This window comes from Demequina sp. NBRC 110052 (assembly GCF_002090075.1).
Classification (GTDB): domain Bacteria; phylum Actinomycetota; class Actinomycetes; order Actinomycetales; family Demequinaceae; genus Demequina.
This window is the reverse complement of sequence record NZ_BBRI01000004.1, coordinates 174,815-191,242: the sequence shown is the minus strand read 5'-3', so window position 1 is coordinate 191,242 and position 16,428 is coordinate 174,815. Positions and strand designations below refer to the sequence as shown.

14 protein-coding genes are annotated in these 16,428 nt (G+C 70.5%); 1 reads left to right on the top strand and 13 read right to left on the bottom strand.

Translation table 11 applies throughout. The annotated features are described in order from the left end of the window. Nucleotides 1-66: 66 nt before the first annotated feature. From B7K21_RS11770 to pgsA, 11 genes are all read right to left on the bottom strand, one after another. A complete protein-coding gene (locus B7K21_RS11770; RefSeq protein ID WP_084075813.1) occupies nt 67-1,485 on the bottom strand; it encodes an LPXTG cell wall anchor domain-containing protein in 1,419 nt (472 codons plus the stop codon). 141 nt (nt 1,486-1,626) lie between these two features. Continuing rightward, nucleotides 1,627-2,496 carry a diaminopimelate epimerase gene (gene dapF, locus B7K21_RS11765; protein WP_084075810.1) on the bottom strand — a complete coding sequence of 290 codons (870 nt, stop codon included), beginning with the start codon at nt 2,494-2,496 and terminating at the stop codon, nt 1,627-1,629. Then, nucleotides 2,493-3,467 carry a tRNA (adenosine(37)-N6)-dimethylallyltransferase MiaA gene (gene miaA, locus B7K21_RS11760; RefSeq protein WP_234989300.1) on the bottom strand — a complete coding sequence of 325 codons (975 nt, stop codon included), beginning with the start codon at nt 3,465-3,467 and terminating at the stop codon, nt 2,493-2,495. Before miaA ends, dapF begins: the two co-directional genes overlap by 4 nt. Further along, the gene (gene miaB, locus B7K21_RS11755) at nt 3,460-4,980 is read right to left on the bottom strand and encodes a tRNA (N6-isopentenyl adenosine(37)-C2)-methylthiotransferase MiaB (RefSeq protein ID WP_084075808.1); all 1,521 of its coding nucleotides are present in this window, start codon (nt 4,978-4,980) and stop codon (nt 3,460-3,462) included. Before miaB ends, miaA begins: the two co-directional genes overlap by 8 nt. Before the next feature lie 2 nt (nt 4,981-4,982). Then, complete coding sequence (locus B7K21_RS11750; protein WP_084075806.1) at nt 4,983-6,464, bottom strand: HDIG domain-containing metalloprotein; 1,482 nt, start codon at nt 6,462-6,464, stop codon at nt 4,983-4,985. Between the two features lie 24 nt (nt 6,465-6,488). Next, entirely contained in the window at nt 6,489-6,941 is a 453-nt protein-coding gene (locus tag B7K21_RS11745) for a regulatory protein RecX (RefSeq protein ID WP_373994289.1), read from the bottom strand. Nucleotides 6,942-7,045: 104 nt separating this feature from the next. Further along, entirely contained in the window at nt 7,046-8,092 is a 1,047-nt protein-coding gene (gene recA, locus B7K21_RS11740; protein ID WP_084075802.1) for a recombinase RecA, read from the bottom strand. A gap of 186 nt (nt 8,093-8,278) precedes the next feature. Further along, entirely contained in the window at nt 8,279-8,512 is a 234-nt protein-coding gene (locus tag B7K21_RS11735) for a DUF3046 domain-containing protein (protein WP_084075798.1), read from the bottom strand. 76 nt (nt 8,513-8,588) lie between these two features. Then, a complete protein-coding gene (locus tag B7K21_RS11730) occupies nt 8,589-8,900 on the bottom strand; it encodes a helix-turn-helix domain-containing protein (RefSeq protein ID WP_084076125.1) in 312 nt (103 codons plus the stop codon). An 88-nt stretch (nt 8,901-8,988) separates the two neighbouring features. After that, nucleotides 8,989-9,477 (bottom strand): CinA family protein, encoded by a 489-nt coding sequence (locus B7K21_RS11725; RefSeq protein WP_084075795.1) that lies wholly within the window; start codon nt 9,475-9,477, stop codon nt 8,989-8,991. After that, nucleotides 9,474-10,076: a CDP-diacylglycerol--glycerol-3-phosphate 3-phosphatidyltransferase gene (pgsA, locus tag B7K21_RS11720; protein ID WP_084075792.1), complete on the bottom strand. Its 603-nt coding sequence runs from the start codon at nt 10,074-10,076 to the stop codon at nt 9,474-9,476. The genes B7K21_RS11725 and pgsA overlap by 4 nt, the downstream gene beginning before the upstream one ends. A gap of 52 nt (nt 10,077-10,128) precedes the next feature. On the opposite strand from pgsA, the gene B7K21_RS11715 reads away from it, so the two are divergent. Beyond that, nucleotides 10,129-11,445, top strand: coding sequence for a CapA family protein (locus B7K21_RS11715; protein WP_084075789.1), 1,317 nt, complete (start codon nt 10,129-10,131; stop codon nt 11,443-11,445). Nucleotide 11,446: 1 nt separating this feature from the next. On the opposite strand, the gene B7K21_RS11710 is transcribed toward B7K21_RS11715, so the two are convergent. Both B7K21_RS11710 and B7K21_RS11705 read right to left on the bottom strand, forming a co-directional pair. Continuing rightward, complete coding sequence (locus B7K21_RS11710) at nt 11,447-13,702, bottom strand: bifunctional diguanylate cyclase/phosphodiesterase (protein WP_084075786.1); 2,256 nt, start codon at nt 13,700-13,702, stop codon at nt 11,447-11,449. Next, nucleotides 13,687-16,335, bottom strand: a complete 2,649-nt coding sequence (locus B7K21_RS11705; RefSeq protein WP_084075783.1) for a DNA translocase FtsK — start codon at nt 16,333-16,335, stop codon at nt 13,687-13,689. The genes B7K21_RS11710 and B7K21_RS11705 overlap by 16 nt, the downstream gene beginning before the upstream one ends. Nucleotides 16,336-16,428 lie beyond the last annotated feature (93 nt).

Genomic DNA, 16,428 nt, shown 5'->3' with positions numbered 1-16,428 from the left:
CCCGCTCCACCCAGCGAAGGGCCCCGCCGCGCGTCCGGTGATGGCGCGCGGCGAGGCCGATTCGGGTCAGACGCGCCGTCGCGAGCCGATGACCGCGGCCACGCCAAGGGAGGCAAGGATCGCCGCGGCGGTGAAGGACACCGACGCCTCCACCCCGGTCGCGGCGAGCTCGTCGCCGTCGGCACCGGCGTCGGCGCCCGCACCGTCATCGCCGGACTGCGGGTCGGTCGGCGCCGCTCCCGCGACGTTGACGGGGATCTCCCACAGGCCGGGTAGGGACGGACCTTCGACCTCCATCCGCTCGCTGCCTCCGCTCGTCTCGAGGTAGCCGATCTCGCTCGTGTCGAGATCGAAGAACGTGCCGAACCGCAGCGTCGTCGCCCCGGGGTTCGCGATCACGCCACTCAGGTGCAGGGTCCACTCGCCCGTGTTCAGGTCATGGAGCGCCTCGGCCGAGACACCCTCGGGAACGTCGAGCGGGACCACCACGACGGGCGCATCGACGACGGCAAGGCTGTCAGAGAGCATCGCGACGATCTCGTCGGAGAAGGTCAATGGCAACTCGACGTCGAAGGGCTCGCCCGCGCTCACCTGCGGCATCGTGCCGGGGATCCAGCAGTTTGGCGTGAGGATCGTCTCGAGGTTCTCGCCGAAGGTGGCGTCCAGCGTGGGGGCGGCTGCGCGCTGAGCGGCGACGGCCTCGTCGATCGAGCACGCGTCATAGCTCTGGAGAGAGAGCATGAACGTCACCTCACCCGCCTCGCCGAGAGTGGCGAAGAAGGCCGCGACGTCGTCACCGTCCTCGACATCGGCGACGGCGGCCTCGCCCAGCATCTTCCACGCGATGACGTGGTCGAAAGAGTTATCGCTGGCGAACTCGAACTCATCGTGCGAGATGAACGAGTCGGGACCGGTCTGCTCCCACACGGTGCCGCCGTCGGAACCGAGGTTGCCCTCCACGTCCACCACGATGTCGCTCACCATCGCCGCCGCGACGTCGTCCTCGGTGACGCTGGGCTCCACCTCGACGTTCCAGGCGGCGTAGCTTCCCTCGATGGTGAGCGTCACAGTGACGGTGAAGTCGTGATCAGCGGGCTCGACGGGGTCCTCGTCTGACAACGAGACCTGCGCCGTCCCGCTCAGCACCGTGGTGCCGAAGTCGACGTAGTCCGTGCTCACCGGGGTCAGGTCCCCGTCGAGGCCGAGCCTGACACTGTCCGAGCCATAGGAGACAGTCGCGATGTCGAACAACGCGTCGAACGCGTCCGTGTTGAACCAGCCGTACACGTCCACGCCGGAGCCCCACAGGTCGTGACTCAGCGCGATCGCGTCGGTGATCTCGCCGGTGTCGTCGTCGACGCCGTCCCACAGGACGGTGTCCGTCTGCACGTCGTCGGACGCCGCAAATGCCGGCGCCGCCACGAGGGCGCCTACCGCCGCCAGCGCCGACGCCGCGCCGGCGCGCGCGATCCAGGTGTATCGCATTCTCTGCTCCCCTTGCCGCGACAGCCGGGGAACGACTCTCGGTCCCGCGCGCGGCTCGACGGCCAGTCAACCGTCCCGGAAGGGCAGATACGAGGCCCGACGCGGCATCGTCAGGGCTTCCTCAGGAACTGCTCAGAAGTGTCAGCGGACGCTCTCCACCGTGCCGTCGGCGACCAGCACCGCCGGGCCCTCGAGGGTGGTCGTGTCGTCGTCAACACGCACCGTCACGACGCCGCCGGGCACCTCGACATCCCACACGTCCGGAGCCCCGGGACCTGCCCACGCACGCACCGCCAGGGCTGCGGCGCACGCGCCCGTGCCGCACGAGCGCGTCTCCCCCACTCCACGCTCGTGCACGCGCATCCGCACGCGTCCGCGCTCGACCCCGTCCACCTCGGACGTGCCCAGTGCGACCACGAACTCGACGTTGGTGCCTTCGGTCGGCACCGGCTCCACTGCGGGCGCCACGTGGAGGTCAAGAGCTGCGAGCTCCTCGACGGAGGCGAGGGCGACGACGTGGTGCGGATTGCCCATGTCCACCTGCTGGGCCGGACGAGGCGGCGTCATCCCATGCGCGGCGACCACCGCGTCGTCCGTGCCCAGGCGCCACACGCCCATTCCGACGCGGTAGCGGCCGTCTCCCAGGGACGTCACCGTACGCTCGCCTGCGCGGGTGCCGATGGCAAGGCCCTCGCTCAAGTCCACACCGGCCTCGCGCTCCAGGAAGCGTGCGAACACGCGCACGCCGTTGCCACACATCTGCGCGGTGGTGCCATCGGCGTTCCAGTAGTCCATGAACCAGGCGTCCGCCGGGAATCCTGCCCCAGCGTCGTCGCTTCCCGCGCGGACCGCGCGGATGAGCCCGTCGCCGCCCAGCCCGGCGCGCCTGTCGCACAGGAACCGCACCATCGCGGGCGTCGGCGCTGCCTCGCCGTGCTCGTCGAAGAGCAGCACGAAGTCGTTCTCAGTGCCGTGACCCTTGGTGAAACGCAGCGAGGTGGGGGCTGTCATGACGCCCAGCCTAGGTCGGCGGCGTGCACCTGGGCCACCGCGTCGTCCGTCGCGCGGTCGATATCCGCCGTGTCCAGCGGCGCCTGCACCCAGCGCACGCGCGGGTCGGGACCGAACCACTTGCGCTGCTTGCGGGCGAGCCGGCGCGTGTGCTGCGCAATCAGCGCGCGCGTCTCGGCGGCATCCAGCGCGCCGTCCAGGTGGCGCAGCGTCTCCGCGTAGCCCACCGCGCGGCGCGCCGTGACGCCTTCACGCAGTCCGCGCGACTCGAGCGCGCGCACCTCGTCCACCAGGCCCTGCTCCCACATCGCGTCCACCCGCGCGTCGATCCGCGGGTCCAGCACGTCGTACGCGAGCTCCAGGCCCACCTGCACGGCCGGCAACGCGTACGCGTGCCGGGGAAGCGAGCTGTCCATGGGCGCGCCGGTGATCTCGTTGATCTCCAGCGCACGGACGATGCGCTTGGCGTTGGCGGCATCGATCTTCGCCGCCGCGGCCGGGTCCACCGCCGCGAGCTCCCGATGCAGCATGCCCGGCCCCTCCGCTTCCGCGCGCGCCTCGAGGCGCGCACGCACCTCGGGATCCGTCGGGGGGAACTCGAACACGTCGAGCAGGGCACGCAGGTACAGGCCGGAACCGCCGACGACGATGGCGCGGCGGCCCCGCGCGTGGATCGCGTCGATGTCGGCTCGCGCGCGCTCCTGGAAGGCGGCCACGGAGGCGTCCTCGTGCACGTCGAGCCAGTCCAGCTCGTGGTGCGGGATGCCCCGCCGCCCATCGATCGGCAGCTTGGCGGTGCCGATGTCCATGCCCCGGTAGAACTGCATGGAGTCGCCGTTGATGATCTCCGCATCGAGGGCTTCGGCTAGGCCGAGACTCACCGCGGACTTGCCCGTGGCCGTCGCACCGACGACGGCGATGACCGGAGGCGCCTCCCGGCCCGCGGGCGCGGCGCCAGCCACGTCAGACACCGACGCGAAGCGTCGGCAGGCCCAGACTCACGGGGCCGGCGGGCGCGCCGGGCGTCCCGCAGGCATCCGCGTGGCTGTGCTCTCCGCGCTGGACCGCTGCCCACACGTCGCCTGCACGCGTGCGGCGCACCGCGTACGTCCCGCCGTCGGCCGCCGAGTCCGCGATGAGGTGATAGCCGGCGCCGCGGGTGATCTGCACCGTCACCATGTCGCCGGGACGGGGAGCGTCGTCACCGTCGGCGCGCATCCCGTCGGGGAGCGAGAAGTGCACGAGTCGGTTTCCCGGCTCGCGCCCGGACAGGCGCGCAGTCGCCCCGTCCTTGCGTCCGGCACCGTCGAGCACCATGAGCTCGACGGTGCGCCCCACGAGCGCCTGCGAGTCCTCGAGCGCGATGCGATCCTGCAGCGCCACCAGCCGTTCGAACCGCTCCTGCACGACTTCCTTGGGAAGCGGTGCCAGGTCGAACGCGGGGGTGCCAGGACGCGGGCTGTACTGGAAGGTGAACGCCGACGTGAAGCGCGACTGCTCGACGACCCGCAGCGTCTCGGCGAAGTTCTCTTCGGTCTCTCCCGGGAACCCGACGATGATGTCCGTGGTGATCGCGGCGTCGGGCATCGCGGCACGCACCTTGTCAAGGATCCCCAGGAACCTCTCTGAGCGGTACGAGCGACGCATCGCACGCAGGATGCGGTCCGAGCCCGATTGCAGCGGCATGTGCAGGCTCGGCATCACGTTCGGGGTGGCGGCCATCGCCTCGATCACATCATCGGTAAACGCGGCAGGGTGGGGCGAGGTGAAGCGCACACGCTCAAGGCCCTCGATCTCCCCGCAGGCTCGCAGAAGCTTGGCGAACGCGCCGCGGTCGCCGAACTCGACGCCGTACGAGTTCACGTTCTGGCCGAGCAGCGTCACCTCGACGGCGCCCTGCGCCACGAGCGCCTCGACCTCCGCGAGGATCTCGCCGGGCCTGCGATCGCGCTCCTTGCCGCGCAGCGACGGCACGATGCAGAACGTGCACGTGTTGTTGCAGCCGACCGAGATCGACACCCACCCGGAGGCGATCGCGTCGCGGTGGCTGGGAAGCGTCGAGGGGAAGACCTTCAGCGACTCCTCGATCTCGACTTGCGCCTGCGCGTTGTGACGCGCGCGCTCGAGCATCGCGGGCAGCACGTCGATGTTGTGCGTGCCGAACACGACGTCCACCCACGGAGCCTTCTCGACGATCTCGCCGCGATCCTTCTGCGCAAGGCAGCCTCCCACGGCGATCTGCATGCCAGGGCGCTGCCGCTTCACTGAGGCGAGCTGACCGAGGTTGCCGTACAGGCGCGTAGCCGCGTTCTCGCGGACGGCGCACGTGTTGATGACGACCACATCGGCCTCGTCGGCCCCGTCGGGTGCGGGGGCGTAGCCAGCGCCTTCCAGCAGTCCCGCCATGTGCTCGGAGTCGTGGACGTTCATCTGGCACCCGAGGGTACGGACGAGGTAGGTGGGGGCGAGGGTCGTCTGGGTCATGCCTATCCTGCGACGGCGTCCGCGCGAAGCTCGCGGATCACCGTCACCTTGATCTCTCCGGGGAACGTGAAGTCCTGGCTGATGTGCTCAGCAATTGTACGCGCCAGGGACCGGACGCCCTCGTCGTCCACCTCGTCGGGCTCCACCACCACGCGCAGCTCGCGGCCTGCGGACATCGCCACCGCACGCGCGACGCCCGCGTGCTCGCCGACGAGCTTCTCGAGGCTCTCCATGCGCTGCACGTACGCATCCAGGTCGTCGCGGCGCGCACCGGGACGTCCAGCGGACATGGCATCCGCGATCTGCACCAGCACGGCCTCGATGCTCTCGAGCGGCACCTCGTCGTGATGCGCAGCGACCGCGTTGACGACCACCGCGTCCTCCCCCTGCTCCGCGACGAAGGCGGCGCCGATCTGCGCGTGCGTGCCCGGGCGTTCGTGCGTGAAGGCCTTGCCGATGTCGTGCAGGAACGCGGCACGGCGCGCGCGCTCGACGTCGGCGCCGATCGCCTGCGCCAGATCCGCCGCGAGGCCCGCACACTCGACCAGATGTGCGAGCACTGTCTGCCCGAACGAGGTGCGCAGCCGCAGCCGGCCGAGTGTGTCGACGACGGCCATGGGGAGGCCGCGGACGCCCGCCTCGTCGATCGCGTCGAGCCCTGCCTGACGATGGCGCTCGTCGGCGCCGACGAGCGCCCGCGTGTACGCCGCCTCGATCCGCTGGGGCTGGATGCGGCCGTCCTCGATAAGGGCGCGCAGCGTCACCTCCGCGATCTCGCGGCGCTGCACGTCGAACGACGAGAGCTGAACTGCATCCACGGTCTCCTCGACGATGACGTTGACTCCCGTGAGCGCTTCGAACGCGCGGATGTTGCGTCCCTCGCGTCCGATGATCCGGCCCTTCATCTCCTCGGAGGGCAGCTCGATCCACGTCGTGGTCGCGTGCGTGGTGGTCTCGCCGACCTGACGCTGCATCGCGTCGACCATGATCTGACGCACCCGCTGCTTCGCGTCAGCCGCGGTGCGCTTCTCGAGGCGCCTCAGCTCGGCGCGTGCGTCGAGCCTCGCCTCCTCGAGCAACGCGGTGCGCAGGTCCGCGCGGACTTGATCGGGGTCGAGCTGGGCGACTGCCGCGAGCTCGCGGGCGTGATCCGCACGCAGCTGTGCACGATCGCGCGCGAGCGCGGCACGCTCGTCGTCGATCTTGCGCTCGTCGCGCGCGATCGCCTCGACTCGCGCGTCGAGCGTGCGCGCGTACTCGCGCGAGTGACGGTGGTCTGCCGCCTGCTCCTTCTCGCGCTCGATCACTCGCTCCTCGCGACGCTGGGCCTCGGCCATGAGCTCGCGCGCCTCTGCGCGCAGGAGGTCAGACTCTCGGCGGCCCGACTCGCGCTCCGCGGCGGCCTCGCGCCGTGCGAACTGCACGAGGAGCAGTGCGACGAGAGACGCCCCGAGCAGGAGGACGATCAACACGGACGTGGGCAAGAGCTCCTCCTCATCCGCTCGCCGTCAGGTGTCCCCTTCAGTATCGGCACGTTGAAGGGACTTCACGATATCGAATGCCAGAGACGGCGGATATCCCCGTCGCCCGAGCATCCCGACCACGCGGCGCACCCGCGCGTCGTGAGGCACCGATCCGAGCTGGTCCCACCGACGGCGGGCGAGCTCTGTCGCGGCCTCCCGCTCGTCATCCGCCGTGATCTGCTCGAGCGCGGCCTCGATGTGCTCATGCGAGAAGCCCTTGCGGCGGAGCTCCTCACCGACCGCGCGGCGCGAACGACCGCGCTCTCGGTGGCGGGTGCGCGCGATCGCGCTAGCCAGGGCCGCGTCGTCGAGCAGGCCGACCTCGCGGTAGCGCTCGATGATCTCGTCGGCGAGCGCCGGCTCGACCTCGCGCGACACGAGCCCCTCGCGGAGCTGCGCCTCGGATCGCTGCGAGTGCGTCAGCAGCCGCAGCGCGATCTCCCTCGCCCGCTCCCCTGGGCCCTCGGGCAGGCCCGCGCCGCCGGAACGCCGCGGCGACGCTCCGTCGCGATCGGCGCCGGCGCGCGGCGCGCGCCGGGGACTCAGAAGTCCGCCTTCTCCAGCTCCTCGGCGTCCGCGCCTCCCTCAGGCATGACGCCGACTCCGAGCTTGGCCTTGACCTTCTGCTCGATCTCGACGGCCAGCTCCGGGTTGTCCTTGAGGAAGTGGCGGGCGTTCTCCTTGCCCTGGCCGAGCTGATCGCCCTCGTACGTGTACCAGGCTCCCGACTTCTTGACGAAGCCGTGCTCGACGCCGAGGTCGATGATGCCGCCCTCCTTCGAGATGCCCTGGCCGTAGAGGATGTCGAACTCGGCCTGCTTGAACGGCGGGGCGACCTTGTTCTTGACGACCTTCACACGGGTGCGGTTACCCACGGGCTCGGTGCCCTCCTTGAGGGTCTCGATGCGGCGCACGTCGAGGCGGACCGACGCATAGAACTTGAGCGCCTTTCCGCCCGTCGTCGTCTCGGGCGAGCCGAAGAACACGCCGATCTTCTCGCGCAGCTGGTTGATGAAGATGGCGGTGGTGCCGGTCGTGTTCAACGCACCGGTGATCTTGCGCAGCGCCTGGGACATGAGGCGCGCCTGGAGACCCACGTGCGAGTCACCCATCTCGCCCTCGATCTCGGCCTTAGGCACGAGCGCTGCGACCGAGTCGATGACGAGGATGTCCACGCCGCCCGAGCGGATCAGGATGTCCGCGATCTCGAGCGCCTGCTCGCCGGTGTCCGGCTGGGAGACGATGAGGTTGTCGGTGTCCACCCCGAGCTTCTTGGCGTATTCGGGGTCGAGCGCGTGCTCGGCGTCCACGAACGCGGCGGTGCCGCCAGCCTTCTGGACGTTCGCGACCGCGTGCAGGGCGACAGTCGTCTTACCCGACGACTCGGGTCCGTAGATCTCGACGACGCGTCCGCGCGGGAGTCCGCCGATGCCGAGCGCGATGTCGAGCGAGAGCGATCCCGTGGGGATGGCCTCGACGGGCACGCGCTGCTGGTCGCCCAGGCGCATCGCCGAGCCCTTGCCGAACTGGCGGTCGATCTGTCCGAGCGCTGCCTCGAGCGCCTTCGAGCGGTCTGCTGCCTGTGCCATGGTGGAACTCCCTGTCTCACGTGTCGTCGTCGGTTCCCCGACGTCCATGACGACGCTATGCGGCGCCTCTGACATCGGCGGATCTAGGGCCCCCGCTGGGGAGACCGGAGAGACCGCCGCGCCCTGTGGACGATTATCGAACGAATGTTCGAACGGGCGCAAGCGACACGCCGGGCGCGTCGTGCCTCAGCGGCGAGGCGGCACGGTGCGGGTGCGGTCCCCGCCGTCGCGCTTGTCCAGCGGCACGTCCATCTCGTCGCACAGCGCGTGCCACACGTCGCGTGGCGCCTCGCCCTCGGCGAGCGCTACCGCCGCAGTGCGCGAGCCAAGCCTGGTGATGACGAGCTCGCGCGCGAGCGTGGGCGCGTACGCCTCGCCGAAGACGGCGTCCATCAGCGTCCAGAACTGACTGTGCCTCATGATCGATGACGTCTCACGACAGTGCGACCGGGCATCGGTCGGCACGCATGGCGGTAGACGTGGGCCCCGATGCGGCTCAGCGGCCGTGCATCGAGTCGAGGAGCTCCTCGGCCGTGTCAGGGATGATCGGCATGACGGAGACGACGTCGAGCGACTCGGCGGAGGCGAAGCGGTCGGAGACCTCGCGCAGCAGCTCCGACATCGGGACGTCGAGAGCGTCGGAGATCGACGCCAGCAACTCGGATGAGGCTTCCTTCTGGCCGCGCTCGACCTCGGACAAATACCCGAGCGAGACGCGTGCCGCTGACGAGATGTCGCGCAGCGTGCGCCCCTGCGTCAGGCGTGCCTCACGGAGGACGTCGCCCAGCTCATTGCGTAGAATCGGCATGCGTCCTCCCTTCACCGGCATCAGTCCACGATCCATGACTGACACAACGCACACTACCGGAGTGTTGTTCCCGCAGGCTACGCGCCTGTTACGGCGCGGTGAACACTCGCGCGATCTCGTTCCTGAGAGCCGCCAGGGCGGCCTCGACGGCCGCGTGCCTCACTGACTCACGGGCGCCGGGCGCGTGGATCTCGCTCGCATGCTCGCCGTGCGCCGAGGAGACCCCGATCCAGACGGTGCCGACGGGCGCGCCCCCATGGGGCTCGGGACCCGCGACACCCGTGGTCGACACGGCGATGTCGACGCCGAGCGCGCGGCGCGCGCCCGCAGCCATCGCCTCGGCCGTCTCGCGCGAGACGGGACCGGGCCCGGCGAGCAGATCTTCGCCCACGCCGAGCAGATCGTGCTTGGCGTCCATCGCATACGCGACGATCCCCCCACGCACCGCGGCAGAGGCGCCCGGCACCCCCACAAGCGCGGCAGACACCGCGCCTCCGGTCAGAGACTCGGCGCAGCCGAGGGTGAGCCCGTGGGCCACTGCGGCCTCGACTACTTCGCTCGCGAGCCCCGAGGTCACGGCTGGAATCCCCCCGCGCCCGCCTCAGGCACGCGCCGCTCGCCCTTCTGCGGAGGGTCGGCACGGCGCGCGCGGGCGATCCGGACGGCGTAGTCGACTCCGGTGGCCACCGCGATCAGCGTCGAGACGACGAGGGTCCACCAGCCGACGGCGAGCAGCCATCCTGGCGCTCCGGGCCACATGAGAAGCCCGATCGCGACGACCTGGAGGAAGGTCTTGAGCTTGCCGCCCGGCGATGCGGGAATGACGACGTCGCCCGCAACCATGAGGCGGCCCACCGTGACGTAGACCTCCCTGAAGGCGACGAGGGCGAGCGGCCACCACGGCAGCCCGTCGACCACGCTCAGCATCGCCAGCGCGGCCAGCACGAGGGCTTTGTCGGCGATCGGGTCGGCGAGCTTGCCGAAGTCGCTCACAACCTCCCAGCGACGTGCCAGGTAGCCGTCGAGGAAGTCGGTCGCCGCGGCACCGGCGAACAGGGCGAGAGCAGCCCACCGGTACGCGCCGTGCGCGCCGTCGTCCGCGATCAGCATCGCCACCATCACCGGCACGGCGACGAGCCGCAGCACGGTGAGGACGTTCGGCAGCGCTGAGGTCACGCACTCACCCTAGCGGCGCTCGGGGCTTCCCTCGGCAGGCGATAATGCACGCATGTCCCGCCGACACTCGCGCCGCACCGCTGCCCTCGGGCCCGGTGTGGCGCGCGCCGCGCTGGCGGGGCTTGCGGGCCTGGCGCTCGCTCTCGCGCTCGTCGGCATGTCCGGCCTGACCATGCCCGACGCGGCGGCCAGGTCGGCCTCCCCCGCGCCCGAGCGCGTGGCGGCCACAGCGACGCCGGCGCCCACCGCGTCGGACGTTTCCACGCCGGAGCCCGAGCCCCCGAACGTCGAGTTCACGCTGGTGGCGGCCGGCGACGTGCTGCCGCACAGTCCCGTCAACACGTCGGCCGCCACGGGCGACGGCTACGACTACACGCCCCTGATGGCGGGGGTGCGCGACTACATCGCGGGCGCGGACCTTGCGCTGTGCCACATGGAGGTGCCCGTGGCGCCCGACCAGGGCCGGATCACGAGCTATCCGGTGTTCGGCGCGCCCGTGCAGCTCGTGCGCGACCTCGCGCGCACCGGGTGGGACGGCTGCTCCACCGCGTCGAACCACTCGGTGGACCGCGGCTTCGACGGGGTCGTCGCGACCATCGACGCGTTCGAGGCGCAGGGCCTCGGGTACGCCGGCACTGCCCGCACCGCTGACGAGGCAGCCTCGGTGCAGATGTACGAGGTCGGCGAGGCCGGGGCGCACGTGACGGTGGCCCATATCTCGTACGCGTACGGCACCAACGGTTTGCCGGTGAGCGAGCCGTACTCGGTCAACCTGTTCGACGCGAACGCCGCCGACGCGTCGCCCATCATCGAGGCCGCCCAGGAGGCGCGCGACCAGGGCGCGGACGTGGTCATCGCCTCGACGCACTGCTGCGTCGAGTACCGCACGCTGCCGACCGCTGCCCAGGAGTCGATCGCGAAGCAGATCGCGCAGTCGGGCGTCGTGGACCTCTACATCGGCCACCACGCGCACGTGCCTCAGCCGATCGTGAAGCTCGACGGTGGACCGGGCGGCGATGGCATGTGGGTCGCGTACGGTCTGGGCAACTTCCTGTCGAACCAGTCCTCGAGCTGCTGCGTCCCGGAGACCAGCAACGGAGTCCTGCTGACGACGACCTTCGCCGTCACCCCCGCGGGCGACGTGGACGTCGGCGTCGAATGGACAGCGACCACGGTCGACCGATCAGGCGGGCACGCGGTCTACGCCTTGAGCGGCACAGACGGGGGGCTCGGCACGCTCAGCGCTGCCGAGGTGCAGGCCCGTCACGCGCGCGTCGTCGCCGCCGTCGGAACCGAGGCTCCCGAACGGTCGACGCCCGCCGAGCACCTCGCGACGTACATGTACCGCGTGGACCGCAGCGGCGCCTGACCTACTCGGCGCCCAACTCCTGCGACTCTTGGGGGCGCGGGTCGATGAGGCCGACCGTCGTGGCTGGCGCGAGGTCGAGCAGAGCCTGACCCGACTGCGCGACTCCGAACAGCCATCCCTGACCCAGACGCCAACCGCAGCTCTCGAGGAAGTCGGCCTGGGCCTCGGTCTCGATGCCCTCAGCGATGGTCGCGAGCCCCAGTTCGCGCGCCAGCGCCCCCAGCGCACGCGAGACGCGCGCGCCCGCAGGATCCTCAGGGATGCCAGCGACGAACGACATGTCCAGCTTGACGCCGGAGACCGGCAGATCCCGCAGATAGCTGAGCGGCGACACTCCGGTGCCGAAGTCGTCGAGCAGGATCGGCACGCCCGCGTTGCGCAGCTCAGTGAGCTCGTGACGCACGCGCGTGTTCGGCGCGACCAGCGACGCCTCGGTCAGTTCCACGACCATGCGCTGCGGGCTCAGGTGGTAGCGGCCGATCGAGCTGAGCACGCGATCCGCGAACTCGGAGTTGCCCAGCTGATCCGCGGACACGTTGAGCGACACCCACGTCGTGTCCTCCGGCAGGCGCGAGAGGAACTCCGCCGCCTGCTCCACGAGGGCCGTGCCGAGCGCCACCGAGAGGTTCCGGTCCTCGAGCAGCGGGAGGAACGCGCCTGGCAGCAGCAGTCCTCGCGTGGGGTGCTGCCAGCGCACGAGAGCCTCATAGCCCACCACGAGCCGGCTCGAGAGGTCGTAGACAGGCTGATAGTGCAGGACCAGGTCGCCGCGCCGGATCGCGCCGTCGAGCTCGAGCGCGAGCGCGCTCTGCGAGTCCGTGGCACTGCGCATCGAGTGGTGATAGATCTCTGTGCGGGACTTGCCCGAGGCCTTGGCGCGGTACATCGCCGCATCGGCGGCCGTCAGCAGCGCCGACGCGCCTCCCGCGACGAGCTCGGCGTCGGCCCGCGCCACGCCGATCGATGCGTGGAGATTGATCTGGTGACGCTTGACCTGCAGCGGGCGCTTGAGCCCGTCGTGGATGGCCGTGGCGACGTCGCTCATCGCCTGGCCGCAGTCCGGGGCCTGCACCACGATGATGAACTCGTCGCCCCCGATGCGGGACACGGTGCCGAGCCCTGCGGTCGCCGCGCGCAGCACTCCTGCGACGTGCACCAGAGCGTTGTCGCCGGTCGCGTGGCCGAAGCGGTCGTTCAGGCCCTTGAAGCCGTCCAGGTCCACCGCGATGACGCCGACCGTGTCGACCGCGTCGGCCTTGGTGAGAAGCTGCTGGAGGACGTCCTGCAGGAGGGTGCGGTTCGCGAGCCCCGTCAGCGGATCGTGCATCGCCCGATGCGCCATCAGCTCCGAGTTCATGCGGTCGTCCGTGCTGTCTCGCACCTGCACCACATAGTGGTCGGGCGAGCCGCCGGCGTAGCGCACGAGCCCAACGTCGAGCACGGCCCACACGACGTTCCCGTCGGCTCGCACGTAGCGTTTCTCGCAGGTGAAGCGCGTCTGGTGGCCGTCGTAGAGCCGCTGCAGCTGGTCGTTCTCCGCACCGAGATCCTGCGGGTGCGACAGCGCCGAGAACGGCGTGCCCCGCAGCGCCGCGACGGTCGAGCCCATCATCTCCGCGAACGCGCGATTGACCTCCATGAGGCGCCACTCGAGGTCAACGAGGGCGAGCCCCACCGGAGCGTTCTCCATCGCCTTGCGGAACTGCGCATCGGAGCGATGCAGGGCCTCGGCGGCCTCGCGCAGGCCAGAGGTGTCCATGATGGTCGTGACGACGAGCGGCTCCCCCGCGTCGTCATCCACAGTGCGCGAACGCACCTGGACCCACCGGATGTCCTCGGCGCCACGTCGGCCCGGCACGCCCACGATCCGGGGCGTCTCGTCGTCGTGCGCAGGCAGGAACACCTCCTGCGCGAGCACGGGTCGCATGCGCTCGTCCACGACCCGCAACGGCAGTCGCGCGATCGACCGGCCCAGGGCCTCGTCCCGGGGGGTGCCGAGGATATGCGTGGCCGTGTCCGACATGAGCACGACCTCGCCCTGGCGCGTCGTGATGAGGACGCCGTCCCGCGCCGACTGCATCACGGCGTCGAACTGCCGCCTGAGGGACTGCTCGCGGGTCAGAGCCCTGTCCCGCGCGACGCGCGTGCGCCCTCCGCGCCACAGCGAGATGAATCCCGCGACCGCGACGACCACGAGGGTCGCGAGCACGCCGAGCGCGAACGCCGGCGTACTGGCCGCGTCTAGGAGTCCTCCCATGGCACTTCCTCAGTGGTATCCGGGCCCGGTCCAGGGGCGACGCCGGGGCTCTCCCCCCTGAGGATAGCCAGAGTCCCGGCCAGGTCGTCGGGCCTGACGAGAACATCACGCGCCTTCGACCCCTGAGAGGGGCCGACGATCTCGCGGCTCTCGAGCAGATCCATGAGGCGGCCCGCCTTCGCGAATCCCATCTTGAGCTTGCGCTGCAGCATCGAGGTGGAGCCGAGCTGGGTCGTGATGACGAGCTCCGCGGCCGCGACCAGGTCCTCCAGGTCGTCGCCGATGTCCTCAGCGACCACGGCGGAGGACTGCGCCTGCACCACATCGTCCCTGAACTGCGGCTCGGCCTGCGTCTTCACGTGCTCCACGGCGGCGTGGATCTCCGTCTCCGAGACCCACGCGCCCTGTACGCGCATCGGCTTCGAGGACCCCATGGGCAGGAACAGGGCATCTCCCTGGCCGATCAGCTTCTCCGCGCCCGGCATGTCCAGCACGACGCGCGAGTCAGCGAGCGAGGACGTGGCGAAGGCGAGTCGCGAGGGCACGTTCGCCTTGATCGTTCCCGTGATGATGTCCACCGACGGGCGCTGCGTCGCGAGCACCAGGTGGATGCCGGCGGCGCGCGCGAGCTGCGTGATGCGCTGGATCGACTCGTCCACGTCGCGCGGCGCGACCATCATGAGGTCCGCCAGCTCGTCGACGATCACCAGCAGGTAGGGGTACGTCGTGATGCGCCGCTCGGACCCCGGTAGCGGCTTGACCTTGCCCGCACGCACCGCCTTGTTGAAGTCGTCGATGTGCTTGTACCCGTACAGCGCGAGGTCGTCGTAGCGGGTGTCCATCTCCTTGACGACCCATTCGAGCGCCTGCGCGGCCTTCTTGGGGTCGGTGATGATGGGCGTGATGAGGTGCGGGATGCCTTCGTAGATCGTCAGCTCGACGCGCTTGGGGTCCACGAGCACCATGCGGACCTCCTTGGGGGTCGCGCGCATGAGGATCGAGGTGATCATCGAGTTGACGAACGACGACTTTCCGGCGCCGGTGGCTCCCGCCACGAGCAGGTGAGGCATCTTCGCGAGGTTCGCGAGCACATAGCCGCCTTCGACGTCCTTGCCGATGCCGATCGCCATGGGGTGGTCGTTCTTACGCGCCGCAGGCGAGCGCAGCACGTCGCCCAGCGCAACGGTCTCGCGGTCCACGTTGGGGATCTCGATGCCAATCGCCATCTTGCCTGGGATCGGCGAGAGGATGCGGATGTCTGGGCTCGCGACCGCGTAGGCGATGTTCTTGCTCAGCTGCGTGATCTTCTCGACCTTGACACCCGTGCCGAGCTCGACCTCGTAGCGCGTCACCGTGGGTCCGCGCGTGAAGCCGGTGACCTCGGCGTCCACGTTGAACTGCTCGAAGACGGCCTGCAGGGACTCGACCACACGATCGTTGGCGGCGGAGCGGGTCTTGTGGGGTGCGCCCTGCGCGAGGACGTTCATCTCGGGCAGCACGTACGGCCCGGTGTCCTCGAGCTCGCCCTGCTCACCCGAGGGCACGAGGCGCGTGGTGGTGGGCGCCACGGGCGGCGCCGGGATCGACGGCACCTCCTCGCTCGCCCCGCTCACGTAGTCGTCGTCGGCAGCGTCCTCCACGGGCGCGTAGGGCGAGATCGGCACGCCCGACGCTGGGGTCGCGTGTCGAGTCCCGCCCAACACGGCCGTCGGCTCGGCGTCGACACGCCCCGCGCTCGCGGGCCGGACCAGATCGTCGAACTCGGTGCGCTCGACACTCGCGGAGGACTGGAACGCCTCGTCGGCCTCGTACGAGTCGAGCTCGGGCTCCACGTCCTTGCGCCTGCCGAGGAACGAACGCCGTTTGCGGGGCGCTTCGTCGCCCTCGAGCGAGCCGTGGTCGGGAAGATCGAGGTCGTCGCCGTCGCGATCGATCGTGACGCGGGGCCTGCCGACGCGCGAGCCCAGTTCACGCGCATGCGCCCACGCCTCGCGCAGCGGCATGCCGATGACGACCAGTACGGACAGCCCGAGCAACATCACCAGAATGATGGCCGCAATGGGCACGGTCACGAGGGCCGCGAGCGGCGTGCCGATGAGGAAGCCGAGGATGCCCCCCGCCTCCTGCACGGGCACGAGCCCCTCGGTCGGAGACGGCAGCCCGCTTCCGAGGTGGATCAACCCGCCCAGCGTGATCGCGACGAGCAGCCCGCCGAGCATGATGCGCTGATTGGTCGCGCCCTCCTGGGGCGCACGGAAGAGCCTGATGGCGAAGGCCAGCAGCACGACCGGCATCGCGTACGCCAGGATGCCGAACGTGCCCGCGAACACGCGGTGCACGAACCCGCCCGCGACCGAGTCCACCTGCCACCACTCCCGTGCCGCCACGATGACGGCGAGGATGATGAGCAGCACGGCGGCGCCGTCCCGGCGCACCTCAGGCCGCACGTCGCGCGCGCCGTCGCCGATCGAGCGCACCGCTCCCCCGATGCCGTGCGAGACGCCGCGTCCCACGGCGCGGATGCCGCGCAGGATCGCGGGCGGCTGCTTCTTCTGGGGCGCGCGCGACCGCGAGGACTGGGACTTCCCCCTCGTCCCCGACGACCGCGATCCATTCGAACGTGTCTGGGCCATGATGCGCCCAAACTACCTCGCCGCCGGGGCCGCTCCCGGGAGACTCCCCGCGACGTGCGCAACGCCGCGCGTCGGGCCTGGTGCCGCGTCGGG